This is a genomic window from Caballeronia sp. INML1, assembly GCF_023631085.1.
GTDB lineage: Bacteria > Pseudomonadota > Gammaproteobacteria > Burkholderiales > Burkholderiaceae > Caballeronia > Caballeronia turbans.
This window is the reverse complement of the sequence record NZ_JALQDT010000020.1, coordinates 14492-35172: the sequence shown is the minus strand read 5'-3', so window position 1 is coordinate 35172 and position 20681 is coordinate 14492. Positions and strand designations below refer to the sequence as shown.

Below are 20681 nucleotides of genomic sequence, written 5' to 3'. Positions count from 1 at the left end.
ATGTCCAGAGAACGAGCGAAACTGGTGGTGGGCAACTGGAAGATGCACGGTCGCATCGGTGACAACGCGACCTTGCTGACCGAAGTCGCCGCAGGGGCATCGGCTTTGCAAAAGGGCGTGCGCGTCGGAGTGTGCGTGCCGTGTCCTTATCTCGCACAATCGCAGGCGCTTCTGAGCGGCTCGGTCGTGCAATGGGGCATTCAGGACGTGTCGGCGCATGCGGGCGGCGCGTTTACCGGCGAAGTCGCGGCGGAAATGGCGGCGGACTTCGGCGTCACGTATGCAATCGTCGGGCATTCGGAGCGACGTGCGTATCATCGCGAAAGTCCGGAACTCGTCGCGTCGAAAGCTCAGCGCGCGATCGAAGCAGGACTCACGCCGATCGTCTGTGTCGGCGAGACGCTCGAAGAGCGGCAAGCGGGTACGACCGAGCAGATCATCGGTACGCAGCTCGAAGCCGTGCTGCAGATTCTGACCGAAGAACAGGCGGCGGGCATCGTGGTCGCGTACGAACCGGTCTGGGCAATCGGCACGGGCAAGACCGCGCGCCCCGGCCAGGCGCAGGACGTTCACGCATTCCTGCGTCGCAAGCTGCTGGAGAAGGGTGCGTCGGTAGCAAACGTGCCGCTTTTGTATGGCGGCAGCGTAAAGCCTGAAAACGCGGAAGAGCTGTTCGGGCAAAAGGACATCGACGGCGGGCTGATCGGCGGCGCGTCGTTGAAGTCGAAGGATTTTCTGGCGATCTGCCGGGCGGCGCAAACCGTGACGCATTGAGCGTCGAACGGCAGGCGGGCAGGGCAGGCGAACGGGCATAGTGCGACACGAAGGTGTCGCGGAAACATCAGGGATCGGGTGAGTTGAAATGCTGTATTTGAAGACATTGATTATCGTAGTCCAGTTGCTGTCGGCGCTGGGCGTTATTGGCCTCGTGCTGCTTCAGCATGGCAAGGGCGCGGACATGGGCGCGGCGTTCGGCAGTGGCGCATCGGGCAGTCTGTTCGGTGCGACGGGCTCCGCCAACTTTTTGTCGCGCACCACGGCTGTTCTCGCCGCGGTCTTCTTCATCACGACGCTGACGCTGACATATCTCGGCAGCTATAAGCCGCAAACGTCGGCCGGCGTGCTCGGTGGCGCCGCATCCGTGCCGGCATCGGCTCCAGCGGCGGCGGCATCGGCGGCTTCCGCGCCGGCTTCTGCACCTGTCGCGTCGTCCGCGCCGGGCGCTGACGTGCCCAAATAACGACAGAACGAATTTTTCGCAGAATTTGCATTTTGTGCGTTGAACAATTCGTAGGGCCCAGTTATAATTCAAGTCTTGAAGCGATTCGCGGCAATTTAGAAGGAGTTTTCCCGGATTGCAGTACAGTGCCGACGTGGTGAAATTGGTAGACACGCTATCTTGAGGGGGTAGTGGCGAAAGCTGTGCGAGTTCGAGTCTCGCCGTCGGCACCAAAGTTATCCAATGCCAGCCGCTTGCATCGCTTCGGCTGGCATTGTCACTTCTGGAGTACCCTTACGGTTTCGCGGCAGCATCGACAGCGTCAAAGCGGTTGTCACAGTGTGCTGATATCGTGAGCGGTCCCAAGTGAATTCTCCCGCCGGGTGGTCCGTCCCGGCTGAAGGCCCCAATCAATAACAGACCACATCTACCGATCAGAGGATAGCCTTGAACCTCGCACCCTATTACCCCGTCTTCTTGTTTCTTCTAATGGGCCTTGGTTTAGGTATTGCGTTGGTCAGCATCGGCAAGATCCTCGGTCCGAACAAGCCCGACACGGAGAAGAACGCGCCTTACGAGTGCGGCTTCGAAGCCTTCGAAGACGCGCGTATGAAGTTCGATGTGCGTTACTATCTCGTCGCGATTCTTTTCATCATTTTCGACCTTGAGACGGCGTTCCTGTTCCCGTGGGGTGTGTCCCTGCGCGATATCGGCTGGCCCGGCTTCATCGCGATGATGATTTTTCTGCTCGAATTTTTGCTCGGTTTCGCCTACATCTGGAGAAAGGGCGGACTCGACTGGGAATGACAGTTAGATCACCGGATTCATGGGCGGCTTTGGCTGGCTGCTCATCTGGAGTGGAAAACAAATGAGTATCGAAGGGGTCTTGAAGGAAGGCTTTGTCACCACTACGGCTGACAAGCTCATCAACTGGACGCGCACCGGCTCCCTGTGGCCGATGACGTTCGGTCTCGCGTGCTGTGCGGTCGAGATGATGCACGCGGGTGCCGCCCGTTACGATCTGGACCGTTTCGGCGTGGTATTTCGTCCAAGTCCGCGCCAGTCCGACGTGATGATCGTCGCCGGAACGCTGTGCAACAAGATGGCGCCCGCGCTTCGTAAGGTGTACGACCAGATGGCCGAGCCGCGCTGGGTCATCTCGATGGGTTCGTGCGCGAACGGCGGTGGCTATTACCACTATTCATATTCCGTCGTGCGCGGTTGCGACCGGATCGTGCCGGTCGACGTGTACGTTCCTGGTTGTCCTCCGACCGCCGAAGCGCTGGTCTACGGCGTGATCCAGTTGCAGGCGAAGATTCGCCGCACCAACACCATCGCCCGTCAGTAAGGGCCTGAGTCTCCCCAAACTATGGCAAGCAAACTCGAGACCCTCAAAGCGAACCTCGAGACGGCGTTTGGCGGCCGTCTCCAGAGCATCACGGAGTCGCTGGGTCAGGTGACGGTCGTCGTCAAGGCGGTCGACTATCTGGACGTCTGCAAGCAGCTGCGCGATGACCCGTCGCTGCGCTTCGAGCAGCTCATGGATCTCGCCGGCGTCGACTATTCGACCTATGGCGACGGTGCCTACGACGGTCCGCGTTTCGCGGCCGTCAGCCATCTTCTCTCGATCACGAACAACTGGCGCGTGCGTGTGCGCGTGTTCGCTCCGGACGACGAAGTGCCCATCGTGCCTTCGGTAGTCGATATCTGGACGTCGGCGAACTGGTACGAGCGTGAAGCGTTCGACCTCTACGGCATCGTGTTCGAAGGCCATCCCGACCTGCGCCGCATTCTCACGGACTACGGCTTCATCGGCCATCCGTTCCGCAAGGACTTCCCGGTCTCAGGCTATGTGGAAATGCGCTACGACCCGGAAGAGAAGCGCGTGGTCTATCAGCCCGTGACGATCGAACCGCGCGAAATCACGCCGCGCGTGATCCGCGAAGATCGCTATGGCGGTCTGAAACATTAAGAGAACGCCATGGCAGAGATCAAGAATTACACGCTGAACTTTGGCCCGCAGCACCCGGCAGCGCACGGTGTGCTGCGTCTTGTGCTGGAACTCGACGGCGAAGTGATCCAGCGCGCCGACCCGCACATCGGCCTGCTGCATCGCGCAACCGAGAAGCTGGCCGAGACGAAGACCTTCCTCCAATCCGTGCCCTACATGGACCGCCTCGACTACGTGTCGATGATGGTCAACGAGCACGGCTATGTGCTCGCCATCGAAAAGCTGCTCGGCATCGACGTGCCGGTGCGCGCGAAGTACATTCGCGTGCTGTTCGACGAAATTACGCGGGTGCTGAACCACCTGATGTGGATCGGCTCGCACGCGCTCGACGTCGGCGCGATGGCTGTCTTCCTCTACGCGTTCCGCGAGCGCGAAGATCTGATGGACGTGTACGAGGCGGTGTCGGGCGCGCGCATGCACGCGGCGTACTATCGTCCGGGTGGCGTCTATCGCGATTTGCCGGACGCGATGCCGCAATACAAGGCATCCAAGATCCGCAACGCGAAGGCGCTCGACAAGATGAACGAGAACCGTCAAGGTTCGTTGCTCGACTTCATCGAGGACTTCTTCAATCGTTTCCCGCGTTGTGTCGACGAGTACGAAACGCTGCTCACCGACAACCGCATCTGGAAGCAGCGTCTCGTGGGTATCGGCGTGGTCAGCCCGGAGCGCGCGTTGCAGATGGGTCTTTCCGGCGCAATGCTGCGTGGCTCGGGCATCGAGTGGGACTTGCGCAAGAAGCAGCCGTACGAAGTGTACGACCAGCTCGACTTCGATATCCCGGTCGGCGTGAACGGCGATTGCTACGACCGTTATCTCGTGCGCGTGGAAGAAATGCGCCAGTCGACCCGCATCGCCAAACAGTGCATTGCGTGGCTGCGCAAGAATCCCGGCCCTGTGATGGTCGATAATCACAAGGTTGCACCGCCTTCGCGCGTCGGCATGAAGAGCAACATGGAAGAGCTGATTCACCATTTCAAGCTCTTCACGGAAGGCTTCCACGTGCCGGAAGGCGAAACGTACGCGGCGGTCGAGCATCCGAAGGGCGAGTTTGGCATCTACCTGATTTCGGATGGCGCGAACAAGCCGTATCGCCTGAAGATTCGCGCGCCGGGCTATGCGCACCTCGCATCGCTCGACGAAATGGCGCGCGGCCACATGATCGCCGACGCTGTGACGATCATCGGTACGCAAGACATCGTGTTCGGCGAGATCGATCGCTGATTTCATCGCCGCCTGCACGGCGCGCTCGTCGAGCCGCCGTTCCGGATTCGCGAAAGCAATAACAGGAACCCGCAGGAACGCCAGGTCTGCCGCAACACGAAGGGCGCGGCAGGTTTTCGTTCGGTAGGAATTGAAAGAGTCGTGTCTGAAAATGATCTCAGCTGAAGGCCTGAAAGAAATCGATCGCGCGGTCGCGAAGTATCCCGCCGAGCAAAAGCAATCGGCGGTGATGGCGGCGCTCGCTGTCGCTCAGGAAGAGCATGGTTGGCTCTCGCCCGAAGTCATGCAGTTCGTGGCCGATTACCTGAGCATGCCGCCGGTCGCGGTGCAGGAAGTCGCCACGTTCTACACGATGTACGAGCTGAAGCCGGTCGGTAAGCACAAGATCACGCTCTGCACGAACCTGCCTTGCCAGCTTGGGCCGGACGGCGGTTCGGACAGCGCTGCCGAGTATCTCAAGCAGAAACTTGGAATCGATTTCGGCGAGACCACCCCGGACGGCAAGTTCACGCTGAAGGAAGGCGAGTGCTTCGGCGCATGCGGTGACGCACCTGTGATGCTCGTGAACAACCATCGCATGTGCAGCTTCATGAGCCGCGAGAAGATCGACCAGTTGATCGAGGAACTTTCGAAATGACGTCACTCCACGATCGTCACATCAAGCCGCTGATCCTCGCGGGCCTTACCGGCGAGAACTGGCATCTCGAGGACTACGTTGCACGCGGCGGCTACAAGCAGCTGCGCCGCATTCTCGAGGAGAAGATTCCGCCCGAGCAGGTGATCGCCGACGTCAAGGCATCGGGTCTGCGCGGCCGCGGCGGCGCGGGCTTCCCGACTGGCCTGAAGTGGAGCTTCATGCCGCGTCAGTTCCCGGGACAAAAGTATCTCGTCTGCAACTCGGACGAGGGCGAGCCGGGCACGTTCAAGGATCGCGACATCCTGCGCTGGAATCCGCACGCGCTGATCGAAGGCATGGCCATCGGCGCGTACGCGATGGGCATCACCGTCGGCTACAACTACATCCACGGCGAGATTTTCGAAGTCTATCGGGTGTTCGAAGCGGCGCTCGAAGAAGCGCGCGCGGCAGGCTATCTCGGCGCGAACATTCTCGGATCAGGCTTTTCGTTCGAGTTGTATGCGCATCATGGTTACGGCGCGTATATCTGCGGCGAAGAAACCGCGCTGCTCGAATCGCTGGAAGGCAAGAAGGGTCAGCCGCGCTTCAAGCCGCCGTTCCCGGCGAGCTTCGGCGTGTACGGCAAGCCGACCACCATCAACAACACCGAGACGTTCGCGGCCGTGCCGTTTCTGCTTGAAATCGGCCCGCAGAATTATCTCGAGCTCGGCAAGCCGAACAACGGCGGCACGAAAATCTTCTCCGTGTCCGGCGACGTCAATCGTCCGGGCAACTACGAGATTCCGCTCGGCACGCCGTTCTCGACGCTGATGGAACTGGCGGGCGGCGTGCGCGGCAAGTCCATCAAGGCCGTGATTCCGGGCGGCTCGTCCGCACCGGTCGTGCCGGGCGACATGATGCTCGCGACCGACATGGACTACGATTCGATCGCCAAGGCCGGCTCGATGCTGGGTTCGGGCGCGGTGATCGTGATGAACGAAACCCGCTGCATGGTGCGCTCGCTGCTGCGCCTGTCGTACTTCTACTATGAAGAGTCGTGCGGCCAGTGCACGCCTTGCCGCGAGGGTACCGGCTGGTTGTATCGCGTGGTGCACCGTATCGAGCATGGTCTCGGCCGCAAGGAAGATCTGGATCTGCTCAACTCGGTGGCCGAGAACATCATGGGTCGCACGATCTGCGCGCTGGGCGATGCAGCGGCGATGCCCGTGCGCGGCATGCTCAAGCACTTCTGGGACGAATTCGAATATCACGTCGAGCACAAGCATTGTCTCGTCGGCGGGCACGCGCATCACGCGCCGTCCGAAGCGCTTACCGCGTAATCAGGCGCGCAGTCAGATGCGCGAGACAAGGGTTGAGGATCTCTATCCATCATGGTTGAACTAGAAATTGACGGCAAGACGGTCGAGGTGCCTGAAGGCAGCATGGTGATCCAGGCTGCGCATAAGGTCGATACTTACATTCCTCACTTCTGCTATCACAAGAAGCTGTCGATTGCGGCGAATTGCCGGATGTGCCTCGTCGAAGTCGAAAAGATGCCGAAGGCCGTCCCCGCCTGCGCGACGCCGGTTTCGGCCGGCATGGTCGTACGCACCACCTCCGACAAGGCCGTGAAGGCGCAACAGTCGGTGATGGAATTCCTGCTCATCAATCACCCGCTGGATTGCCCCATCTGCGATCAGGGCGGCGAGTGCCAGTTGCAAGATCTGGCCGTCGGTTACGGCAAGTCGCAGTCGCGCTACAGCGAAGAAAAGCGCGTGGTGTTCCACAAGAACGTCGGTCCGCTCATCTCGATGGAAGAGATGTCGCGCTGCATCCATTGCACGCGCTGCGTGCGCTTCGGCCAGGAAATCGCTGGCGTGATGGAACTCGGGATGCTGGGCCGCGGCGAGCATTCGGAGATCACGTCGTTCGTCGGGAAGACGGTGGATTCGGAGCTCTCGGGCAACATGATCGATCTGTGCCCGGTCGGCGCGTTGACGAGCAAGCCGTTCCGCTACAGCGCGCGGACGTGGGAACTGTCGCGCCGCAAGTCGGTGAGCCCGCACGATTCCGTCGGCGCGAACCTCGTCGTGCAGGTGAAGAACAATCGTGTGATGCGCGTTCTGCCGATGGAAAACGAAGCCATCAACGAATGCTGGATTTCCGACAAGGACCGCTTCTCGTACGAAGGGCTGAACAGCGACGAACGTCTCACCACGCCGATGCTCAAGCAGGGCGGCAACTGGATCGAGACCGACTGGCAGACCGCGCTCGAATACGTGGCGAAGGGTCTGAAGGGCATCAAGGCGGATCATGGCGCGAACGCCATCGCCGCACTGGCCACGCCGCATAGCACGGTCGAAGAACTGCATCTGCTGAAGCAACTGGCTGAGGGCGTCGGCACGCCGAACATCGACTTCCGTCTGCGTCAGCACGATTTCTCGGCACCGGTCGGCATCGGAGCGCCGTGGCTCGGCACGAAGATCGCGGATCTCTCGATCATCGACACCGCGTTCGTGATCGGCTCGTTCCTGCGCCGCGATCATCCGCTGTTCGCCGCGCGTCTGCGTCAGGCAGCGAAGAACGGCGCGAAGATCACGTTCCTCAACGCCAGCAACGACGATTCGCTGATCCCGACCGCACACCGTCTGGTCGCCGCACCGTCCGCGTGGCTCGACCAGCTCGCGAGCATCGCGGCGGCGGTTGCCGAAACGCGTGGCGTTACGGTTCCGGAGGCGTTCTCGGGCCGCGAAGTGTCGGCGGCGGCGAAGGATGTCGCAGCATCGCTGTCCGCGGGTGAGAAGCGCGTGGTGCTGCTCGGCAATCTCGCGGTTCAGCATCCGGACTTTGCTCAGATTCAGGCGGCGGCCCAATGGATCGCCGACAATACCGGCGCTACGCTCGGCTTCCTCACGGAAGGCGCGAACTCGGTCGGCGCGCATCTCGTCGATGCATTGCCGGGCGAAGGCGGTCTCAACGCACGCGAAGTGTTCGAGCAGCCGCGCAAGGGCTATGTGCTCCTGAACGCGGAACCCGAATTCGACACGGCCAATCCGGCCCAGGCCATCGCCGCGCTGAAGGCTGCGGAAATGGTTGTGGTGATGTCGCCGTTCCGGCACGGCATGGATTACGCGGACGTGCTGCTGCCGATCGCCCCGTTCACGGAAACGTCGGGCACGTTCGTCAACGCGGAAGGTACGGCGCAGTCGTTCAATGGCGTCGTGCGCGCGCTGGGCGACACGCGTCCGGGCTGGAAGGTGCTGCGCGTGCTGGGCACGATCCTCGGCTTGCCGGGTTTCGAGTTCGACACGGCTGAAGAAGTGCGTATCGCGGCGCTCGGCACGGGCGAACTGACCGCGCGTCTGTCGAACAAGACCACGGTAGACGCCAGGCGCGCCGCATCGAATGTCGCGCTGAACGGAAGCGGCCTGCAGCGTCTCGCCGATGTGCCGATCTATCACGCCGATGCGCTCGTGCGCCGCGCGCCGTCGCTGCATCTGACGGCCGCCGCACGCGACGCGAATGTCGCCGGTTTGCCGACCGCACTCTTCGACAAGCTCGGCCTGAAGGACGGCGAAGCAGTGCGTATCAAGCAAGGCAATCTGTCGGTGACGTTGCCCGCGGTCCGCGACGCGAATCTCGCAGAGTCGGTGGTCCGCGTGTCGGCGGGCACGATGGCTGGCGCCGCGCTCGGCGGCCTGTTCGGTGAACTGGTAGTGGAGAAGGCGTAAAAATGGGCTTGTTCGATACGATCAACGCAGGCGGCACGCAGCTTCTTGGCGTCGCATGGCCGACGGTGTGGGCGGTCGTCCGCATTCTCGTGGTTTCGGTGGTCATCCTGCTGTGCGTGGCGTACCTGATTCTCTGGGAACGCAAGCTCATCGGCTGGATGCACGTGCGTCTCGGCCCGAACCGCGTCGGTCCCGCAGGTCTGCTGCAGCCGATCGCCGACGTGCTGAAGCTTCTGCTCAAGGAAGTCATTCAGCCGACGCAGGCGAGCAAATGGATCTACGTGATCGCGCCGATCATGACCGTGGTGCCCGCGTTCGCGGTCTGGGCGGTCATTCCGTTCCAGGCGCAGGCGGTGCTCGGGGACGTCAACGCGGGTCTGCTGTACGTCATGGCCATCTCGTCGATCGGCGTGTACGGCGTGATTCTCGCGGGCTGGGCGTCGAACTCGAAGTACGCGTTCCTCGGTGCGATGCGCGCCGCGGCGCAGATGGTGTCCTACGAAATTTCGATGGGCTTCGCGCTCGTCGTGGTGTTGATGGTCGCAGGCACGCTGAACATGTCCGACATCGTGCACTCGCAGCAACGCGGCATGTTCGCGGGCTGGGGCGTCAACTTCCTGTCGTGGAACTGGCTGCCGCTCCTGCCGATGTTCGTCGTGTACTTCATTTCGGGCATCGCTGAAACCAACCGTCACCCGTTCGACGTGGTGGAAGGCGAATCGGAAATCGTCGCGGGTCACATGATCGATTACTCGGGCATGGCGTTCGCGCTGTTCTTCCTCGCCGAGTACATCAACATGATCGTGATCTCCGCGATCGCGACGACGCTGTTCCTCGGCGGTTGGGATGCGCCGTTCGGCTTCCTGTCGTTCATTCCAGGCGTATTCTGGTTCGTTTTCAAGGTTTTCCTGCTGCTGTCGGTGTTCATCTGGGCGCGTGCGACTTTTCCGCGTTACCGCTACGACCAGATCATGCGCCTCGGCTGGAAGGTGTTTCTGCCGGTGTCGGTGATTTGGGTGGTCGTTGTCGGCTTCTGGATCATGTCGCCGCTCAACATCTGGAAGTAAGAGACAAGAGCGGACGAAACCATCATGAACGCAATTCAGAACTTCTTCAAAACTTTCTTCCTGACCGAACTGCTGAAGGGTCTGGCGCTGACGGGCCGTTACACGTTCCAGCGCAAGATCACGGTGCAGTTCCCGGAAGAGAAGACCCCGATCTCGCCGCGATTTCGCGGTTTGCATGCGCTGCGCCGGTACGAGAACGGCGAAGAGCGCTGCATCGCCTGCAAGCTGTGCGAAGCGGTGTGCCCGGCGATGGCGATCACGATCGAATCGGAAACGCGCGCGGACAACACCCGTCGCACGACGCGTTATGACATCGACCTGACCAAGTGCATTTTCTGCGGTTTCTGCGAAGAGAGCTGCCCGGTCGATTCGATCGTCGAGACGCATATCCTCGAATATCACGGCGAAAAGCGCGGCGATCTGTACTTCACGAAGGACATGCTGCTTGCGGTGGGCGATCGTTACGAAACGGAAATCGCCGCTGCGAAGGCGGCGGACGCGCCTTATCGTTGATACGAGTTCGATGCCGGAACCCTGCGTTTCGGCATCGCGCCAGAGCGATTTTGTTGTTGCTGTTTGGCACACTGCGGCGCGCGCCGAGGCCGTGTTCTGTCCGTTCAAAGGAAGAGCACGCCACGAGTGCCGACACACCATGCCTGATGATGGCCTAACGATGAACCGGTAATCATGGAATTCACAACCGTACTGTTCTATATCTTCGCGCTGATGCTGACCGTGTCGGCGCTGAAGGTGATCACCTCGCGCAACCCGGTGTCATCCGCGCTCTTCCTCGTGCTCTCGTTCTTCAACGCGGCCGCGATCTGGATGTTGCTGCAAGCCGAATTCCTCGCGATTCTGCTGGTTCTCGTGTACGTAGGCGCCGTGATGGTGCTGTTCCTCTTCGTCGTGATGATGCTCGACATCAACATCGATGTCCTGCGGCGAGACTTCAAGCGCTTCGTGCCGCTCGCGAGCATCGTCGGCGCAATCATCGTGATCGAGACGGCGCTGATCCTGTGGCACGGCTATGGCGCGACGACGACGCCGCTGCGCGATGCTTCGGCCGGCGCGGGTGTTTCCGGCGCGGCACTGATGCCGAACACGCAGCTGATCGGCAAGGTCATCTACACCGACTACATCTTTGCGTTTGAAATTGCAGGCCTCGTGCTGCTGGTCGCGATCATCGCGGCGATCTCGCTCACGATCCGCGACAAGAAGGACAAGAAGACGCAAACCGTCAGCCAGCAAGTCAAGGTGCGCGCGCAAGACCGCGTGCGCATCGTGAAGATGAAGTCGGAAACAGAGGCGCCGGACGCCAATACGGAACCCGCCGTGACCGGCAACATCGGCGCGGGCACGGTCGACAACAAGGGCTGAGCGCGAAGGAGAAATCGAATATGTTGAGTCTTGCCCATTACCTCGTGCTCGGCGCGATCCTTTTTGCGATCAGCATCGTCGGCATCTTCCTGAACCGGCGCAACGTCATCATCATCCTGATGGCCATCGAATTGATGCTGCTCGCGGTGAACACCAATTTCGTCGCCTTCTCGCATTATCTGGGCGACGTACACGGCCAGATTTTCGTGTTCTTCGTGCTGACCGTGGCGGCGGCTGAAGCCGCAATCGGTCTCGCGATTCTCGTGACCCTGTTCCGTAGCCTCGACACGATCAACGTCGAGGACCTCGATCAGCTCAAAGGTTAATTTCAGGCTAGGCTGTTATGTCCACGACACTCAATGAAAACCTCCTGCTCGCGGTTCCGCTGGCGCCGCTGGCCGGCTCGCTGATCGCAGGGCTATTCGGGAAGGCGGTAGGGCGCAAGGGCTCGCATCGCGTCACGATTCTCGGCGTCTTCGTCTCGTTCATCCTCTCCGCGATCGTCTTTAACGACGTGATGCATGGCGCGAGCTTCAACGCGACCATCTACGAATGGATGAACGTCGGCACGCTCAAGATGGAAGTCGGCTTCCTGGTCGACTCGCTCACGGCCATGATGATGGTCATCGTCACCTTCGTCTCGCTGATGGTGCACATCTATACGATCGGCTACATGGCGGACGAGGAAGTGGGCTACGAGCGCTTCTTCTCGTACATTTCGCTGTTCACGTTCTCGATGCTGATGCTCGTCATGAGCAACAACTTCCTGCAGCTGTTCTTCGGCTGGGAAGCGGTGGGTCTCGTGTCGTACCTGCTGATCGGCTTCTATTTCACGCGTGAGAGCGCGATCTACGCCAACATGAAGGCGTTCATCGTGAACCGCGTGGGCGACTTCGGCTTTCTTCTGGGCATCGGCCTGTTACTCGCGTTCGGCGGTTCGCTGAATTACGGCGACGTGTTCGCGCAAGGCGACAAACTCGCGACGATGACCTTCCCCGGCACGCAATGGGGCTTGCTGACGGTCGCGTGCATTTGCCTCTTCATCGGCGCAATGGGTAAGTCGGCGCAATTCCCGCTTCACGTCTGGCTGCCGGACTCGATGGAAGGCCCCACGCCGATCTCCGCGCTGATCCACGCGGCAACCATGGTGACGGCCGGCATTTTCATGGTGACGCGCATGTCGCCGCTCTTCGAGCACTCGGATGCGGCGCTCTCCTTCGTCACGGTGATCGGCGCGATCACGGCCTTGTTCATGGGCTTCCTCGGCGTCGTCCAGAACGACATCAAGCGCGTGGTCGCGTACTCGACGCTCTCGCAGCTCGGATACATGACGGTTGCGCTCGGCGTATCGGCTTATCCGGTCGCCGTGTTCCACCTCGGCACGCACGCGTTCTTCAAGGCGCTGCTGTTCCTCGGCGCGGGTTCGGTCATCATCGGCATGCACCACGATCAGGACATGCGCAATATGGGCGGCCTGCGCAAATACATGCCGATCACCTGGATCACATCGCTGATCGGCTCGCTCGCGCTCATCGGCACGCCGTTCTTCTCGGGCTTCTACTCGAAGGATTCGATCATCGAAGCGGTGAAGTACTCGCATCTGGCGGGCTCGGGCTTCGCGTACTTCGCGGTGGTCGCGAGCGTGTTCGTCACGTCGCTGTACTCGTTCCGCATGTATTTCATGGTGTTCCATGGCGACGAGCGCTTCCGCGGTCCGAAGCATCCCGACTCGCCGATGGGCCAGGCGGAGGCGCACGGCCACGGTCATGACACGCACGGTCATCACGATGATCACGGTCATGGTCCGCATGTTCCGCACGAAACCCCTTGGGTGGTGACGCTGCCGCTCGTGCTGCTCGCGATTCCGTCGATCATCATCGGCGCGATCATGATCGGCCCGATGATCTATGGTGACTTCTTCGCGCACGGCGTGGCGTTCGACAAGGTGATCTTCATCGGCGAGAACCACGAAGGCCTGAAGGAAATGGCCGAAGAGTTTCACGGCTGGGTCGCGATGGCGCTGCACGGCATCATCACGCCGGGTCCGGTGTGGCTTGCGGCGCTGGGCGTGATCGTCGCGTGGTTCTTCTATATGAAGCGTCCGGATCTGCCGGCGGTCGTCGCGAAGACCTTCCGTCCGATCTACGTGCTGCTCGACAACAAGTACTACTGCGACAAGATCAACGAGGTCGTGTTCGCGAAGGGCGCGGTCGCCATCGGCCGCGGTCTGTGGAAAGAGGGCGATGTGGTCGTCATCGACGGCATCGTCAACGGCAGTGCGCGGTTCATGGGCTGGTTCGCCGGTGTGATCCGCTTCCTTCAATCCGGTTACATCTATCACTACGCGTTCGCCATGATTATCGGCATGTTGGGGCTCCTGACCCTGTTTGTGACGCTCGGCGGCAAATAAGGCGAGGGATCCTATGCACTCTTTTCCGATTCTCAGTGTCGCGATCTGGCTGCCGATCATTTTCGGCCTGCTGGTACTCGCAGTTGGTAACGATCAGAACCCGGCGCCCGCGCGCTGGGTGGCGCTGATCGGCTCGGTGCTCGGCCTGATCGTCACGATTCCGCTCATCACCGGCTTCGATACGTCCACGGCCGCGCTGCAGTTCGTCGAGCAGTCGAACTGGATCGAACGCTTCAATATCACGTACCACCTCGGTGTCGACGGCATCTCGATGTGGTTCGTCGTGCTGACCGCGCTCATCACGGTGATCGTCGTGATCGCCGGTTGGGAAGTGATCACGGAACGCGTGTCGCAGTACATGGCCGCGTTCCTGATTCTCTCGGGCATCATGATCGGCGTGTTTTCGACTGCGGACGGCCTGCTGTTCTACGTGTTCTTCGAAGCCACACTGATCCCGATGTACATCATCATTGGCGTCTGGGGCGGCCCGAATCGCGTGTATGCGGCGTTCAAGTTCTTCCTGTACACGCTGGCCGGCTCGCTGCTGATGCTGGTTGCGTTGCTGTACCTCTACACGCAGACGCATACGTTCGATCTCGCTACGTGGCAAGCCGCGAAGCTCGACATGACGCCGCAGGTGCTGCTCTTCATCGCGTTCTTCCTGGCGTTCGCCGTGAAGGTGCCGATGTGGCCGGTGCACACGTGGTTGCCGGACGCGCACGTGGAAGCGCCGACGGGCGGCTCGGTCGTGCTGGCCGCGATCATGCTGAAGCTCGGCGCGTACGGTTTCCTGCGCTTCTCGCTGCCGATCGCGCCCGACGCGAGCCACTTCCTGGCTCCTGTCGTCATCACGCTGTCGCTGATCGCGGTGATCTACATCGGTCTCGTCGCATTGGTGCAGGCTGACATGAAGAAGCTCGTCGCGTATTCGTCGATTGCGCACATGGGCTTCGTCACGCTCGGCTTTTTCATGTTCGGGCCGTCGAGCCAGCTCGCCGTCGAAGGCGCGATCATCCAGATGATCTCGCACGGCTTCATCTCCGGCGCGATGTTCCTTTCGATCGGCGTGCTCTATGACCGCGTCCACTCACGTCAGATCGCGGATTACGGCGGTGTCGTCAACACGATGCCGAAGTTCGCCGCGTTCGCGATGCTCTTCGCGATGGCCAACTGCGGTCTGCCGGGCACCTCGGGCTTCGTCGGTGAATTCATGGTGATTCTGGCGGCCGTGAAGTACAACTTCTGGATTGCCTTCCTCGCCACGTTCACGCTGATTCTGGGCGCGGCCTACACGCTGTGGATGTACAAGCGCGTGTACTTCGGCGCGGTTGCGAACGACCACGTCGCGAAGCTCAAGGACATCAACAAGCGCGAATTCCTGATGCTCGCCGTGCTCGCACTCTTCACGCTGTATATGGGCCTGCATCCGAAGCCCTTTACCGATGTGATGCACGAATCCGTGGCAAACCTGCTCTCCCACGTCGCGCAGTCCAAGCTGCCGCTGGCTCAGTAACGTCGTGCGGAGGAACTAAAAGATCATGCAAAACGCCTCTATGAGTACCCTTTGGCCTGACGCGATCCTGATGGCCGCGGTCGTGCTGGCCTGGCTGAACGACACGATGTTCGGCGAGAAGAGCCGCGGCACGACGTATCTGATCGCGCTCGTCTCGACGATCGTCGTCGGCGTGTGGTTCGCCGTCACGGCGCTCGATCCGACGCCGCATTACTTCTTCACGCGCATGTATATCGTCGATCCGTTCGCGAGCGCGATGAAGGCGGTGGTCTGTCTCGGCTACGCGGTGTCGATCATCTATTCGAAGAAGTATCTGGAAGACCGCGGCCTGTTCCGCGGCGACTTCTTCCTGCTTGGCATGTTCTCGCTGCTCGGGCAGTGCGTGATGATTTCGGGCAACAACTTCCTTACGCTGTATCTCGGCCTCGAACTGATGTCGCTGTCGCTGTACGCGGTCATCGCGCTGCGCAAGGATTCGCCGCAGGCAAATGAATCGGCGATGAAGTACTACGTGCTCGGCGCGCTCGCATCCGGTTTCCTGCTGTACGGCATCTCGATGCTGTACGGCGCAACCGGCTCGCTCGAGCTGAACGAAGTGCTGAAGGCCGTCGCTTCGGGCCGTATCAACGATGCCGTTCTGCTGTTCGGCGTGATCTTCGTCGTGGCGGGTGTCGCCTTCAAGATGGGCGCCGTGCCGTTCCACATGTGGGTGCCTGACGTGTATCAAGGCGCACCGACCGCGATGACGCTGCTCACCGGCGGCGGCCCGAAGGTCGCAGCCTTCGCGTGGGGCCTGCGCTTCCTCGTGATGGGCCTGCTGCCGTTCGCGGTGGACTGGCAAGAAATGCTCGTGATTCTCGCGGCGTTGTCGCTTATCGTCGGCAACATCACGGGTATCGTGCAGAAGAACATCAAGCGGATGTTGGCTTACTCAGCCATCTCCAACATGGGTTTCGTGCTGCTCGGCTTGCTCGCTGGCGTGGTCGACGGCAAGGTGGCGGGCGCGGCCGGCGCGTATAGCTCGGCGATGTTCTACAGCATCATCTATCTCGTGACGACGCTCGGCACGTTCGGCGTGGTGATGCTGCTCGCGCGCCGCGACTTCGAAGCCGAAATGCTCGAGGACTTCAAAGGTCTGAACCAGCGCAGCCCGGTATTCGCGTTCGTCATGATGATCATGATGTTCTCGCTCGCCGGCATTCCGCCGACGGTCGGTTTCTACGCGAAGCTCGCCGTGCTCGAAGCGACGATGAACGCCGGCCTCACGTGGCTCGCCGTCCTCGCCGTGATGACCTCGCTCGTGGGCGCGTTCTACTACCTGCGTGTCGTGAAGCTGATGTACTTCGACGCGCCGCAAGACGCATCGCCGATCGTTGCCGGCGGCCTGAACCGCTCGCTGCTCGCGTTCAACGGTCTCGCCGTGCTGGTGCTCGGCCTCGTGCCGGGTCCGCTGATGACGGCGTGCCTGACGGCGATCTCGCATACGCTGCCCCTGTAATGTCGGCGGCAGGCTGGTTCATCGTCCTGTTGGCGATCGTTCTCGCGAATGTGCCGTTCCTGAATCAGCGTCTCTTTGCCGTCGCCCCGTTGCGCCTTGCGGCGTCGACGGGAGGCAAGGCGGCGAAGAAGAGCGCGTGGATTCGCATCGGCGAGCTGATCGTTCTCTACTTCGTGGTGGGCGCGCTTGGCTTCATGCTCGAAGCGCGCGCCGGCAACCGATTTGATCAGGGATGGCAGTTTTATGCCGTTACCTTCAGTCTCTTCATCGTGCTGGCCTTCCCGGGCTTCACGTATCAGTATCTCGTCAAACGCCGCTGACGGTTTTTCGCCGTCAGCGGCATGTTTGCTTTGAAAGCACAGGGCTCAAGATGGCAGATCAATCCTCGATTCCCGGCAACGATGACGGCCTCATCGAAAAGAAGGTCGAAAGCGTCACGTTGCACGAGGGCAAATTCCTCACGTTGAAGCGCGATACCGTGGAACTGCCCGACGGCAAGCACGCGACGCGCGAATTCGTCGAGCATCCGGGTGCCGTGATGATCCTGCCGGTCTTCGACGACGGCCGCGTGCTGCTCGAACGCCAGTTCCGTTATCCCGTGGGCCGCGTGCTGCTCGAATTTCCGGCGGGCAAGCTCGATCCCAACGAAGACGAACTGACGTGCGCAAAGCGCGAGCTGCAGGAAGAGACGGGCTACACCGCGCGGGAGTGGACGTTCCTCACGCGCATCCATCCGGTGATTTCGTATTCGACCGAGTTCATCGACATCTATCTCGCGCGCGGCCTGCAAGCGGGCGATGCCAGGCTCGACGAAGGCGAGTTCCTCGAAACCTTCATCGCCGATGAAGTTCAACTGTTGAACTGGGTGAAGGACGGCAGCATCAGCGACGTGAAGACGATAATCGGCGTCTTCTGGCTGGAGAAGCTCCGTTCGGGCGAGTGGAAGCTGGGCGAGACGATCACGGACTGAGCGTTGCCTGATTGATCCATGCAGAAGCGGCCCCGAGGGCCGCTTTTGTCGTTTTTGCGTCAGCAAGAGCGTCGAGTGAGCTGACCGGCTAGAATGGGTATTTCGTCGCCCGGCGATCGTTCTCGTTTGCACGAATTTTGGAACGGTCGTTCATAAATCGCGACTTTGAGATAAACTTCAACGAAGCCCCATCAGCATGAAGGTCCTCGATTTAAAGTGCTCGCGCGAACATCGGTTCGAAGGCTGGTTCGCCTCGACCGAGGACTTCGAGTCGCAGTTGTCGCGCAAACTGGTTGCGTGTCCGGTTTGCTCGGAGACGGACGTGAGCCGCATGCCGTCCGCGCCGCGCCTGAATCTTTCGTCGGCGCGAGGCGAGGCGGCGCCGCAGCGTACGCAGGCGCAAGCCGCGCCCGAGGCGGCGGCACTTCAGGCACGCGCTTTGAAGTTCATGCGTGAGTTGATCGAGAAGACCGAAAACGTGGGCGAGCGGTTTGCCGAGGAGGCGCGGCGCATTCATTACAACGAGGCGCCGGCGCGCAACATTCGCGGCATCACGACGCCCGAAGACGCGCATGCCTTGCTCGAGGAAGGGATCGACGTGATGCCGTTGCCTGTTCCGGAAGCTTTGAAAGAGCCGCTGCAGTAAGGCTTGAGCGCGGCGTCTTCTGGCTCCTGAACGGGCCATAAGGGAGACACCGCGCATGAACCTCAGTTATTCCCCCGCCGACGACGCCTTTCGCGCTGATGTCCGCATCTGGCTCGAAGCCAGCCTCCCAGGCGCGCTGCGCGAAAAAGTTCTCCATCACAAGCGTCTGACCCGCGACGATTACACGAGCTGGCACAAGCTGCTCGCGGCGCGCGGCTGGTCGGCGGTCGCGTGGCCGAAGGAATATGGCGGCCCCGGCTGGGACGTGACGCAACAACACATCTGGGACGAGGAGTGCGCCCGCGCCGGCGCGCCGATGGTCCTGCCCTTCGGCGTATCGATGGTCGCGCCGGTGCTGATGAAGTACGGCAGCGCTGTTCAGAAATCCCGCTATCTCCCGCGCATCCTTGACGGCACCGACTGGTGGTGCCAGGGCTACTCGGAACCCGGCTCGGGTTCCGATCTCGCCTCGTTGCGCACACGCGCCGAGCGGCGCGGCGAGCACTACATCGTGAACGGGCAGAAGACCTGGACCACGCTCGGCCAGCATGCCGACATGATGTTCTGCCTCGTGCGCACCGACCCTGAAGCGAAGAAGCAGGAAGGCATCTCGTTCCTTCTGATCGACATGAAGACGCCGGGCATCACCGTGCGGCCCATCATCACGCTCGACGAGGATCACGAAGTCAACGAGGTCTTCTTCGAGGACGTCGAAGTGCCGGCGGACAATCTCGTCGGTGAGGAAAATCGCGGCTGGACCTATGCAAAGTGTCTGCTCGGACACGAGCGCACGGGCATCGCGCGTGTCGGGCAGTCCAAGCGCGAGTTGCTGTTTCTCAAGCGACTCGCGTTGAACCGCAACAAAGGCGGCAAGCCGCTCCTGCACGATCCGCTCTTCGCCGCGAAAATCGCCGCGCTCGACATCGAATTAATGGCGCTCGAAGTGACGGTTCAACGCGTGGTCGCGAGCGAGGCGGGCGGCCAAGGTCCGGGTCCGGAAGCGTCCATGCTGAAGATCAAGGGCACCGAAGTGCAGCAGGCGCTGACCGAGCTGATGGTTGAAGCAATCGGCCCGCAGGCAGCCGCTTTCGATCCCGCATTCCTCGAAGGCGAGCGTCCGCATAGCGTCACGGGCGACGACGATGCCGCGCCGCTCGCAGCGTACTACTTCAACTTCCGCAAGACATCGATCTACGGCGGCTCGAACGAGATTCAAAAGAACATCATCGCGCAGATGATTCTGGGACTTTGAGGAGCGCGCATGGACTTCACTTTCAGCGATGAACAGCAACAGTTCCGCGATGCGCTGCGCCGTTATCTTGACAAGGAATATGCGTTCGATGCGCGGCAGAAGATCGTCGCGTCGGAGGCGGGCGCCGATGAAAAACATTGGCGCGCGTTCGCCGAACTCGGTTTGCTCGCGCTGCCCGTTCCGGAAGCGCACGGCGGCTTCGACGGCGGTCCGGTCGACATGCTCGTCGTGATGCAGGAGCTCGGACGTGCACTCGTCGTCGAACCGTATTGGGCGACGGCTGCGGGTATCGAAGCGCTGCGGCTCGGTGCGCACAAGGGCAGTGCGATCGCGGGGGAGTTGCTCGAACGCGCCGCGCGCGGCGAGATACGTCTTTCGGTCGCGTTCCACGAGCCGCATGCGCGCTACGATCTCTTCGATCTGCGCACGATCGCGAGCGGCGAAGGCGAGCGCTTCACGCTGGCTGGCACGAAGTCGATGGTCCAGCACGGCGCGCAGGCCGATTACTGGATCGTGCCGGTGCGCGTGGAAGGCGAAGTGGCGCTGTTCATCGTCGGGAAGGATGCGGCGAACGTCGGCATCACCGAGTACCGCACGATCGACGGGCAACGCGCCGCGACGCTCACCTTCGACGCAACACCCGCGACGCGCCTTGCTGGCCGCGATACGGGCGCCGCGACTTTCGGGCGCATCGCCGACTACGCGACGTTTCTGCTCTGCGCGGAAGCGCTCGGCGCACTCGATGCGCTCAATCGCGCGACCGTCGACTATACGAAGGCGCGCCAGCAGTTCGGCATGCCGATCGCGCGCTTTCAGGCGCTGCAGCATCGCATGGTCGACATGCTGATCCACACGGAGCAAGCGCGCTCGATCACCTATCTGGCCGCCGCGCGTTACGCGAGCGACGATGCCGTGACACGCGCGCAAGCCGTCTCGGCGGCGAAGGCGCGCGTCGGTCAGGCCGCGCGCTTCGTCGGGCAACAGGCGGTGCAGTTGCACGGCGGCATGGGCATGACCAACGAACTGCCCGCGGCGCACTGGTTCAAGCGCCTGTCGATCATCGAGACGACGCTCGGCGATGTCGATCATCATCTCGCGCGCTTCGCAGCGCTTCCCACTTTTTCCGTTACCGAAGACTGACGCCCAT

The 20681-nt window shown here is 61.4% G+C and carries 21 protein-coding genes and 1 tRNA gene; all 22 read left to right on the top strand.

Annotated features, from left to right (window positions below; translation table 11 throughout):
* Nucleotides 1-774 carry a triose-phosphate isomerase gene (gene tpiA, locus NCR38_RS08330; protein ID WP_061119726.1) on the top strand — a complete coding sequence of 258 codons (774 nt, stop codon included), beginning with the start codon at nucleotides 1-3 and terminating at the stop codon, nucleotides 772-774.
* 88 nt (nucleotides 775-862) lie between these two features.
* Nucleotides 863-1240 carry a preprotein translocase subunit SecG gene (gene secG / locus NCR38_RS08325; protein WP_061119621.1) on the top strand — a complete coding sequence of 126 codons (378 nt, stop codon included), beginning with the start codon at nucleotides 863-865 and terminating at the stop codon, nucleotides 1238-1240.
* A 127-nt stretch (nucleotides 1241-1367) separates the two neighbouring features.
* Nucleotides 1368-1452: transfer RNA gene (locus NCR38_RS08320), tRNA-Leu, on the top strand.
* Nucleotides 1453-1666: 214 nt separating this feature from the next.
* Nucleotides 1667-2026 carry an NADH-quinone oxidoreductase subunit A gene (locus NCR38_RS08315; protein WP_250476789.1) on the top strand — a complete coding sequence of 120 codons (360 nt, stop codon included), beginning with the start codon at nucleotides 1667-1669 and terminating at the stop codon, nucleotides 2024-2026.
* Between the two features lie 61 nt (nucleotides 2027-2087).
* The gene (locus NCR38_RS08310; protein WP_006052903.1) at nucleotides 2088-2567 is read left to right on the top strand and encodes an NADH-quinone oxidoreductase subunit B family protein; all 480 of its coding nucleotides are present in this window, start codon (nucleotides 2088-2090) and stop codon (nucleotides 2565-2567) included.
* A 21-nt stretch (nucleotides 2568-2588) separates the two neighbouring features.
* Nucleotides 2589-3191 (top strand): NADH-quinone oxidoreductase subunit C, encoded by a 603-nt coding sequence (locus NCR38_RS08305; protein WP_061119620.1) that lies wholly within the window; start codon nucleotides 2589-2591, stop codon nucleotides 3189-3191.
* A 9-nt stretch (nucleotides 3192-3200) separates the two neighbouring features.
* Nucleotides 3201-4454: an NADH-quinone oxidoreductase subunit D gene (locus tag NCR38_RS08300; protein ID WP_061119619.1), complete on the top strand. Its 1254-nt coding sequence runs from the start codon at nucleotides 3201-3203 to the stop codon at nucleotides 4452-4454.
* A gap of 151 nt (nucleotides 4455-4605) precedes the next feature.
* Nucleotides 4606-5091 carry an NADH-quinone oxidoreductase subunit NuoE gene (gene nuoE / locus NCR38_RS08295; RefSeq protein WP_061119618.1) on the top strand — a complete coding sequence of 162 codons (486 nt, stop codon included), beginning with the start codon at nucleotides 4606-4608 and terminating at the stop codon, nucleotides 5089-5091.
* On the top strand, nucleotides 5088-6410 hold the full coding sequence (gene nuoF, locus NCR38_RS08290) for an NADH-quinone oxidoreductase subunit NuoF (protein ID WP_250476788.1): 1323 nt from the start codon (nucleotides 5088-5090) through the stop codon (nucleotides 6408-6410). Before nuoE ends, nuoF begins: the two co-directional genes overlap by 4 nt.
* A 51-nt stretch (nucleotides 6411-6461) precedes the next feature.
* Nucleotides 6462-8801: an NADH-quinone oxidoreductase subunit NuoG gene (gene nuoG / locus NCR38_RS08285; RefSeq protein ID WP_250476787.1), complete on the top strand. Its 2340-nt coding sequence runs from the start codon at nucleotides 6462-6464 to the stop codon at nucleotides 8799-8801.
* Nucleotides 8802-8803: 2 nt separating this feature from the next.
* Entirely contained in the window at nucleotides 8804-9868 is a 1065-nt protein-coding gene (gene nuoH, locus NCR38_RS08280; RefSeq protein ID WP_061119615.1) for an NADH-quinone oxidoreductase subunit NuoH, read from the top strand.
* A 24-nt stretch (nucleotides 9869-9892) separates the two neighbouring features.
* Nucleotides 9893-10381, top strand: a complete 489-nt coding sequence (nuoI, locus tag NCR38_RS08275; protein WP_061119614.1) for an NADH-quinone oxidoreductase subunit NuoI — start codon at nucleotides 9893-9895, stop codon at nucleotides 10379-10381.
* Nucleotides 10382-10555: 174 nt separating this feature from the next.
* Nucleotides 10556-11245: an NADH-quinone oxidoreductase subunit J gene (locus NCR38_RS08270; protein ID WP_061119613.1), complete on the top strand. Its 690-nt coding sequence runs from the start codon at nucleotides 10556-10558 to the stop codon at nucleotides 11243-11245.
* A gap of 20 nt (nucleotides 11246-11265) precedes the next feature.
* Nucleotides 11266-11571, top strand: coding sequence for an NADH-quinone oxidoreductase subunit NuoK (nuoK, locus tag NCR38_RS08265; protein WP_007588140.1), 306 nt, complete (start codon nucleotides 11266-11268; stop codon nucleotides 11569-11571).
* A gap of 17 nt (nucleotides 11572-11588) precedes the next feature.
* Nucleotides 11589-13655, top strand: coding sequence for an NADH-quinone oxidoreductase subunit L (nuoL, locus tag NCR38_RS08260; RefSeq protein ID WP_061119612.1), 2067 nt, complete (start codon nucleotides 11589-11591; stop codon nucleotides 13653-13655).
* Nucleotides 13656-13668: 13 nt separating this feature from the next.
* Complete coding sequence (locus NCR38_RS08255; RefSeq protein ID WP_061119611.1) at nucleotides 13669-15168, top strand: NADH-quinone oxidoreductase subunit M; 1500 nt, start codon at nucleotides 13669-13671, stop codon at nucleotides 15166-15168.
* Between the two features lie 40 nt (nucleotides 15169-15208).
* Nucleotides 15209-16666, top strand: coding sequence for an NADH-quinone oxidoreductase subunit NuoN (gene nuoN / locus NCR38_RS08250; RefSeq protein ID WP_250476786.1), 1458 nt, complete (start codon nucleotides 15209-15211; stop codon nucleotides 16664-16666).
* Nucleotides 16666-16986: a DUF2818 family protein gene (locus NCR38_RS08245; protein WP_061119609.1), complete on the top strand. Its 321-nt coding sequence runs from the start codon at nucleotides 16666-16668 to the stop codon at nucleotides 16984-16986. The genes nuoN and NCR38_RS08245 overlap by 1 nt, the downstream gene beginning before the upstream one ends.
* A gap of 50 nt (nucleotides 16987-17036) precedes the next feature.
* On the top strand, nucleotides 17037-17636 hold the full coding sequence (locus tag NCR38_RS08240) for an NUDIX domain-containing protein (RefSeq protein ID WP_250476785.1): 600 nt from the start codon (nucleotides 17037-17039) through the stop codon (nucleotides 17634-17636).
* Between the two features lie 196 nt (nucleotides 17637-17832).
* Entirely contained in the window at nucleotides 17833-18282 is a 450-nt protein-coding gene (locus tag NCR38_RS08235) for a DUF1178 family protein (RefSeq protein ID WP_061119607.1), read from the top strand.
* Between the two features lie 55 nt (nucleotides 18283-18337).
* Entirely contained in the window at nucleotides 18338-19534 is a 1197-nt protein-coding gene (locus tag NCR38_RS08230) for an acyl-CoA dehydrogenase family protein (protein ID WP_250476784.1), read from the top strand.
* A 9-nt stretch (nucleotides 19535-19543) separates the two neighbouring features.
* The gene (locus NCR38_RS08225) at nucleotides 19544-20674 is read left to right on the top strand and encodes an acyl-CoA dehydrogenase family protein (protein WP_250476783.1); all 1131 of its coding nucleotides are present in this window, start codon (nucleotides 19544-19546) and stop codon (nucleotides 20672-20674) included.
* Nucleotides 20675-20681 lie beyond the last annotated feature (7 nt).

Excerpts from the sequence above, each read along its gene's own strand:
- nuoH (WP_061119615.1), top strand. The coding sequence starts at position 8,804 with ATGGGCTTGTTCGATACGATCAACGCAGGCGGCACGCAGCTTCTTGGC.
- NCR38_RS08270 (WP_061119613.1), top strand. The coding sequence starts at position 10,556 with ATGGAATTCACAACCGTACTGTTCTATATCTTCGCGCTGATGCTGACC.
- secG (WP_061119621.1), top strand. The coding sequence starts at position 863 with ATGCTGTATTTGAAGACATTGATTATCGTAGTCCAGTTGCTGTCGGCG.
- nuoK (WP_007588140.1), top strand. The coding sequence starts at position 11,266 with ATGTTGAGTCTTGCCCATTACCTCGTGCTCGGCGCGATCCTTTTTGCG.
- nuoL (WP_061119612.1), top strand. The coding sequence starts at position 11,589 with ATGTCCACGACACTCAATGAAAACCTCCTGCTCGCGGTTCCGCTGGCG.
- NCR38_RS08230 (WP_250476784.1), top strand. The coding sequence starts at position 18,338 with ATGAACCTCAGTTATTCCCCCGCCGACGACGCCTTTCGCGCTGATGTC.
- nuoF (WP_250476788.1), top strand. The coding sequence starts at position 5,088 with ATGACGTCACTCCACGATCGTCACATCAAGCCGCTGATCCTCGCGGGC.
- NCR38_RS08235 (WP_061119607.1), top strand. The coding sequence starts at position 17,833 with ATGAAGGTCCTCGATTTAAAGTGCTCGCGCGAACATCGGTTCGAAGGC.
- NCR38_RS08245 (WP_061119609.1), top strand. The coding sequence starts at position 16,666 with ATGTCGGCGGCAGGCTGGTTCATCGTCCTGTTGGCGATCGTTCTCGCG.
- nuoN (WP_250476786.1), top strand. The coding sequence starts at position 15,209 with ATGAGTACCCTTTGGCCTGACGCGATCCTGATGGCCGCGGTCGTGCTG.
- NCR38_RS08255 (WP_061119611.1), top strand. The coding sequence starts at position 13,669 with ATGCACTCTTTTCCGATTCTCAGTGTCGCGATCTGGCTGCCGATCATT.
- tpiA (WP_061119726.1), top strand. The coding sequence starts at position 1 with ATGTCCAGAGAACGAGCGAAACTGGTGGTGGGCAACTGGAAGATGCAC.
- nuoG (WP_250476787.1), top strand. The coding sequence starts at position 6,462 with ATGGTTGAACTAGAAATTGACGGCAAGACGGTCGAGGTGCCTGAAGGC.
- NCR38_RS08310 (WP_006052903.1), top strand. The coding sequence starts at position 2,088 with ATGAGTATCGAAGGGGTCTTGAAGGAAGGCTTTGTCACCACTACGGCT.
- nuoI (WP_061119614.1), top strand. The coding sequence starts at position 9,893 with ATGAACGCAATTCAGAACTTCTTCAAAACTTTCTTCCTGACCGAACTG.
- NCR38_RS08300 (WP_061119619.1), top strand. The coding sequence starts at position 3,201 with ATGGCAGAGATCAAGAATTACACGCTGAACTTTGGCCCGCAGCACCCG.
- NCR38_RS08305 (WP_061119620.1), top strand. The coding sequence starts at position 2,589 with ATGGCAAGCAAACTCGAGACCCTCAAAGCGAACCTCGAGACGGCGTTT.
- NCR38_RS08240 (WP_250476785.1), top strand. The coding sequence starts at position 17,037 with ATGGCAGATCAATCCTCGATTCCCGGCAACGATGACGGCCTCATCGAA.
- NCR38_RS08225 (WP_250476783.1), top strand. The coding sequence starts at position 19,544 with ATGGACTTCACTTTCAGCGATGAACAGCAACAGTTCCGCGATGCGCTG.
- nuoE (WP_061119618.1), top strand. The coding sequence starts at position 4,606 with ATGATCTCAGCTGAAGGCCTGAAAGAAATCGATCGCGCGGTCGCGAAG.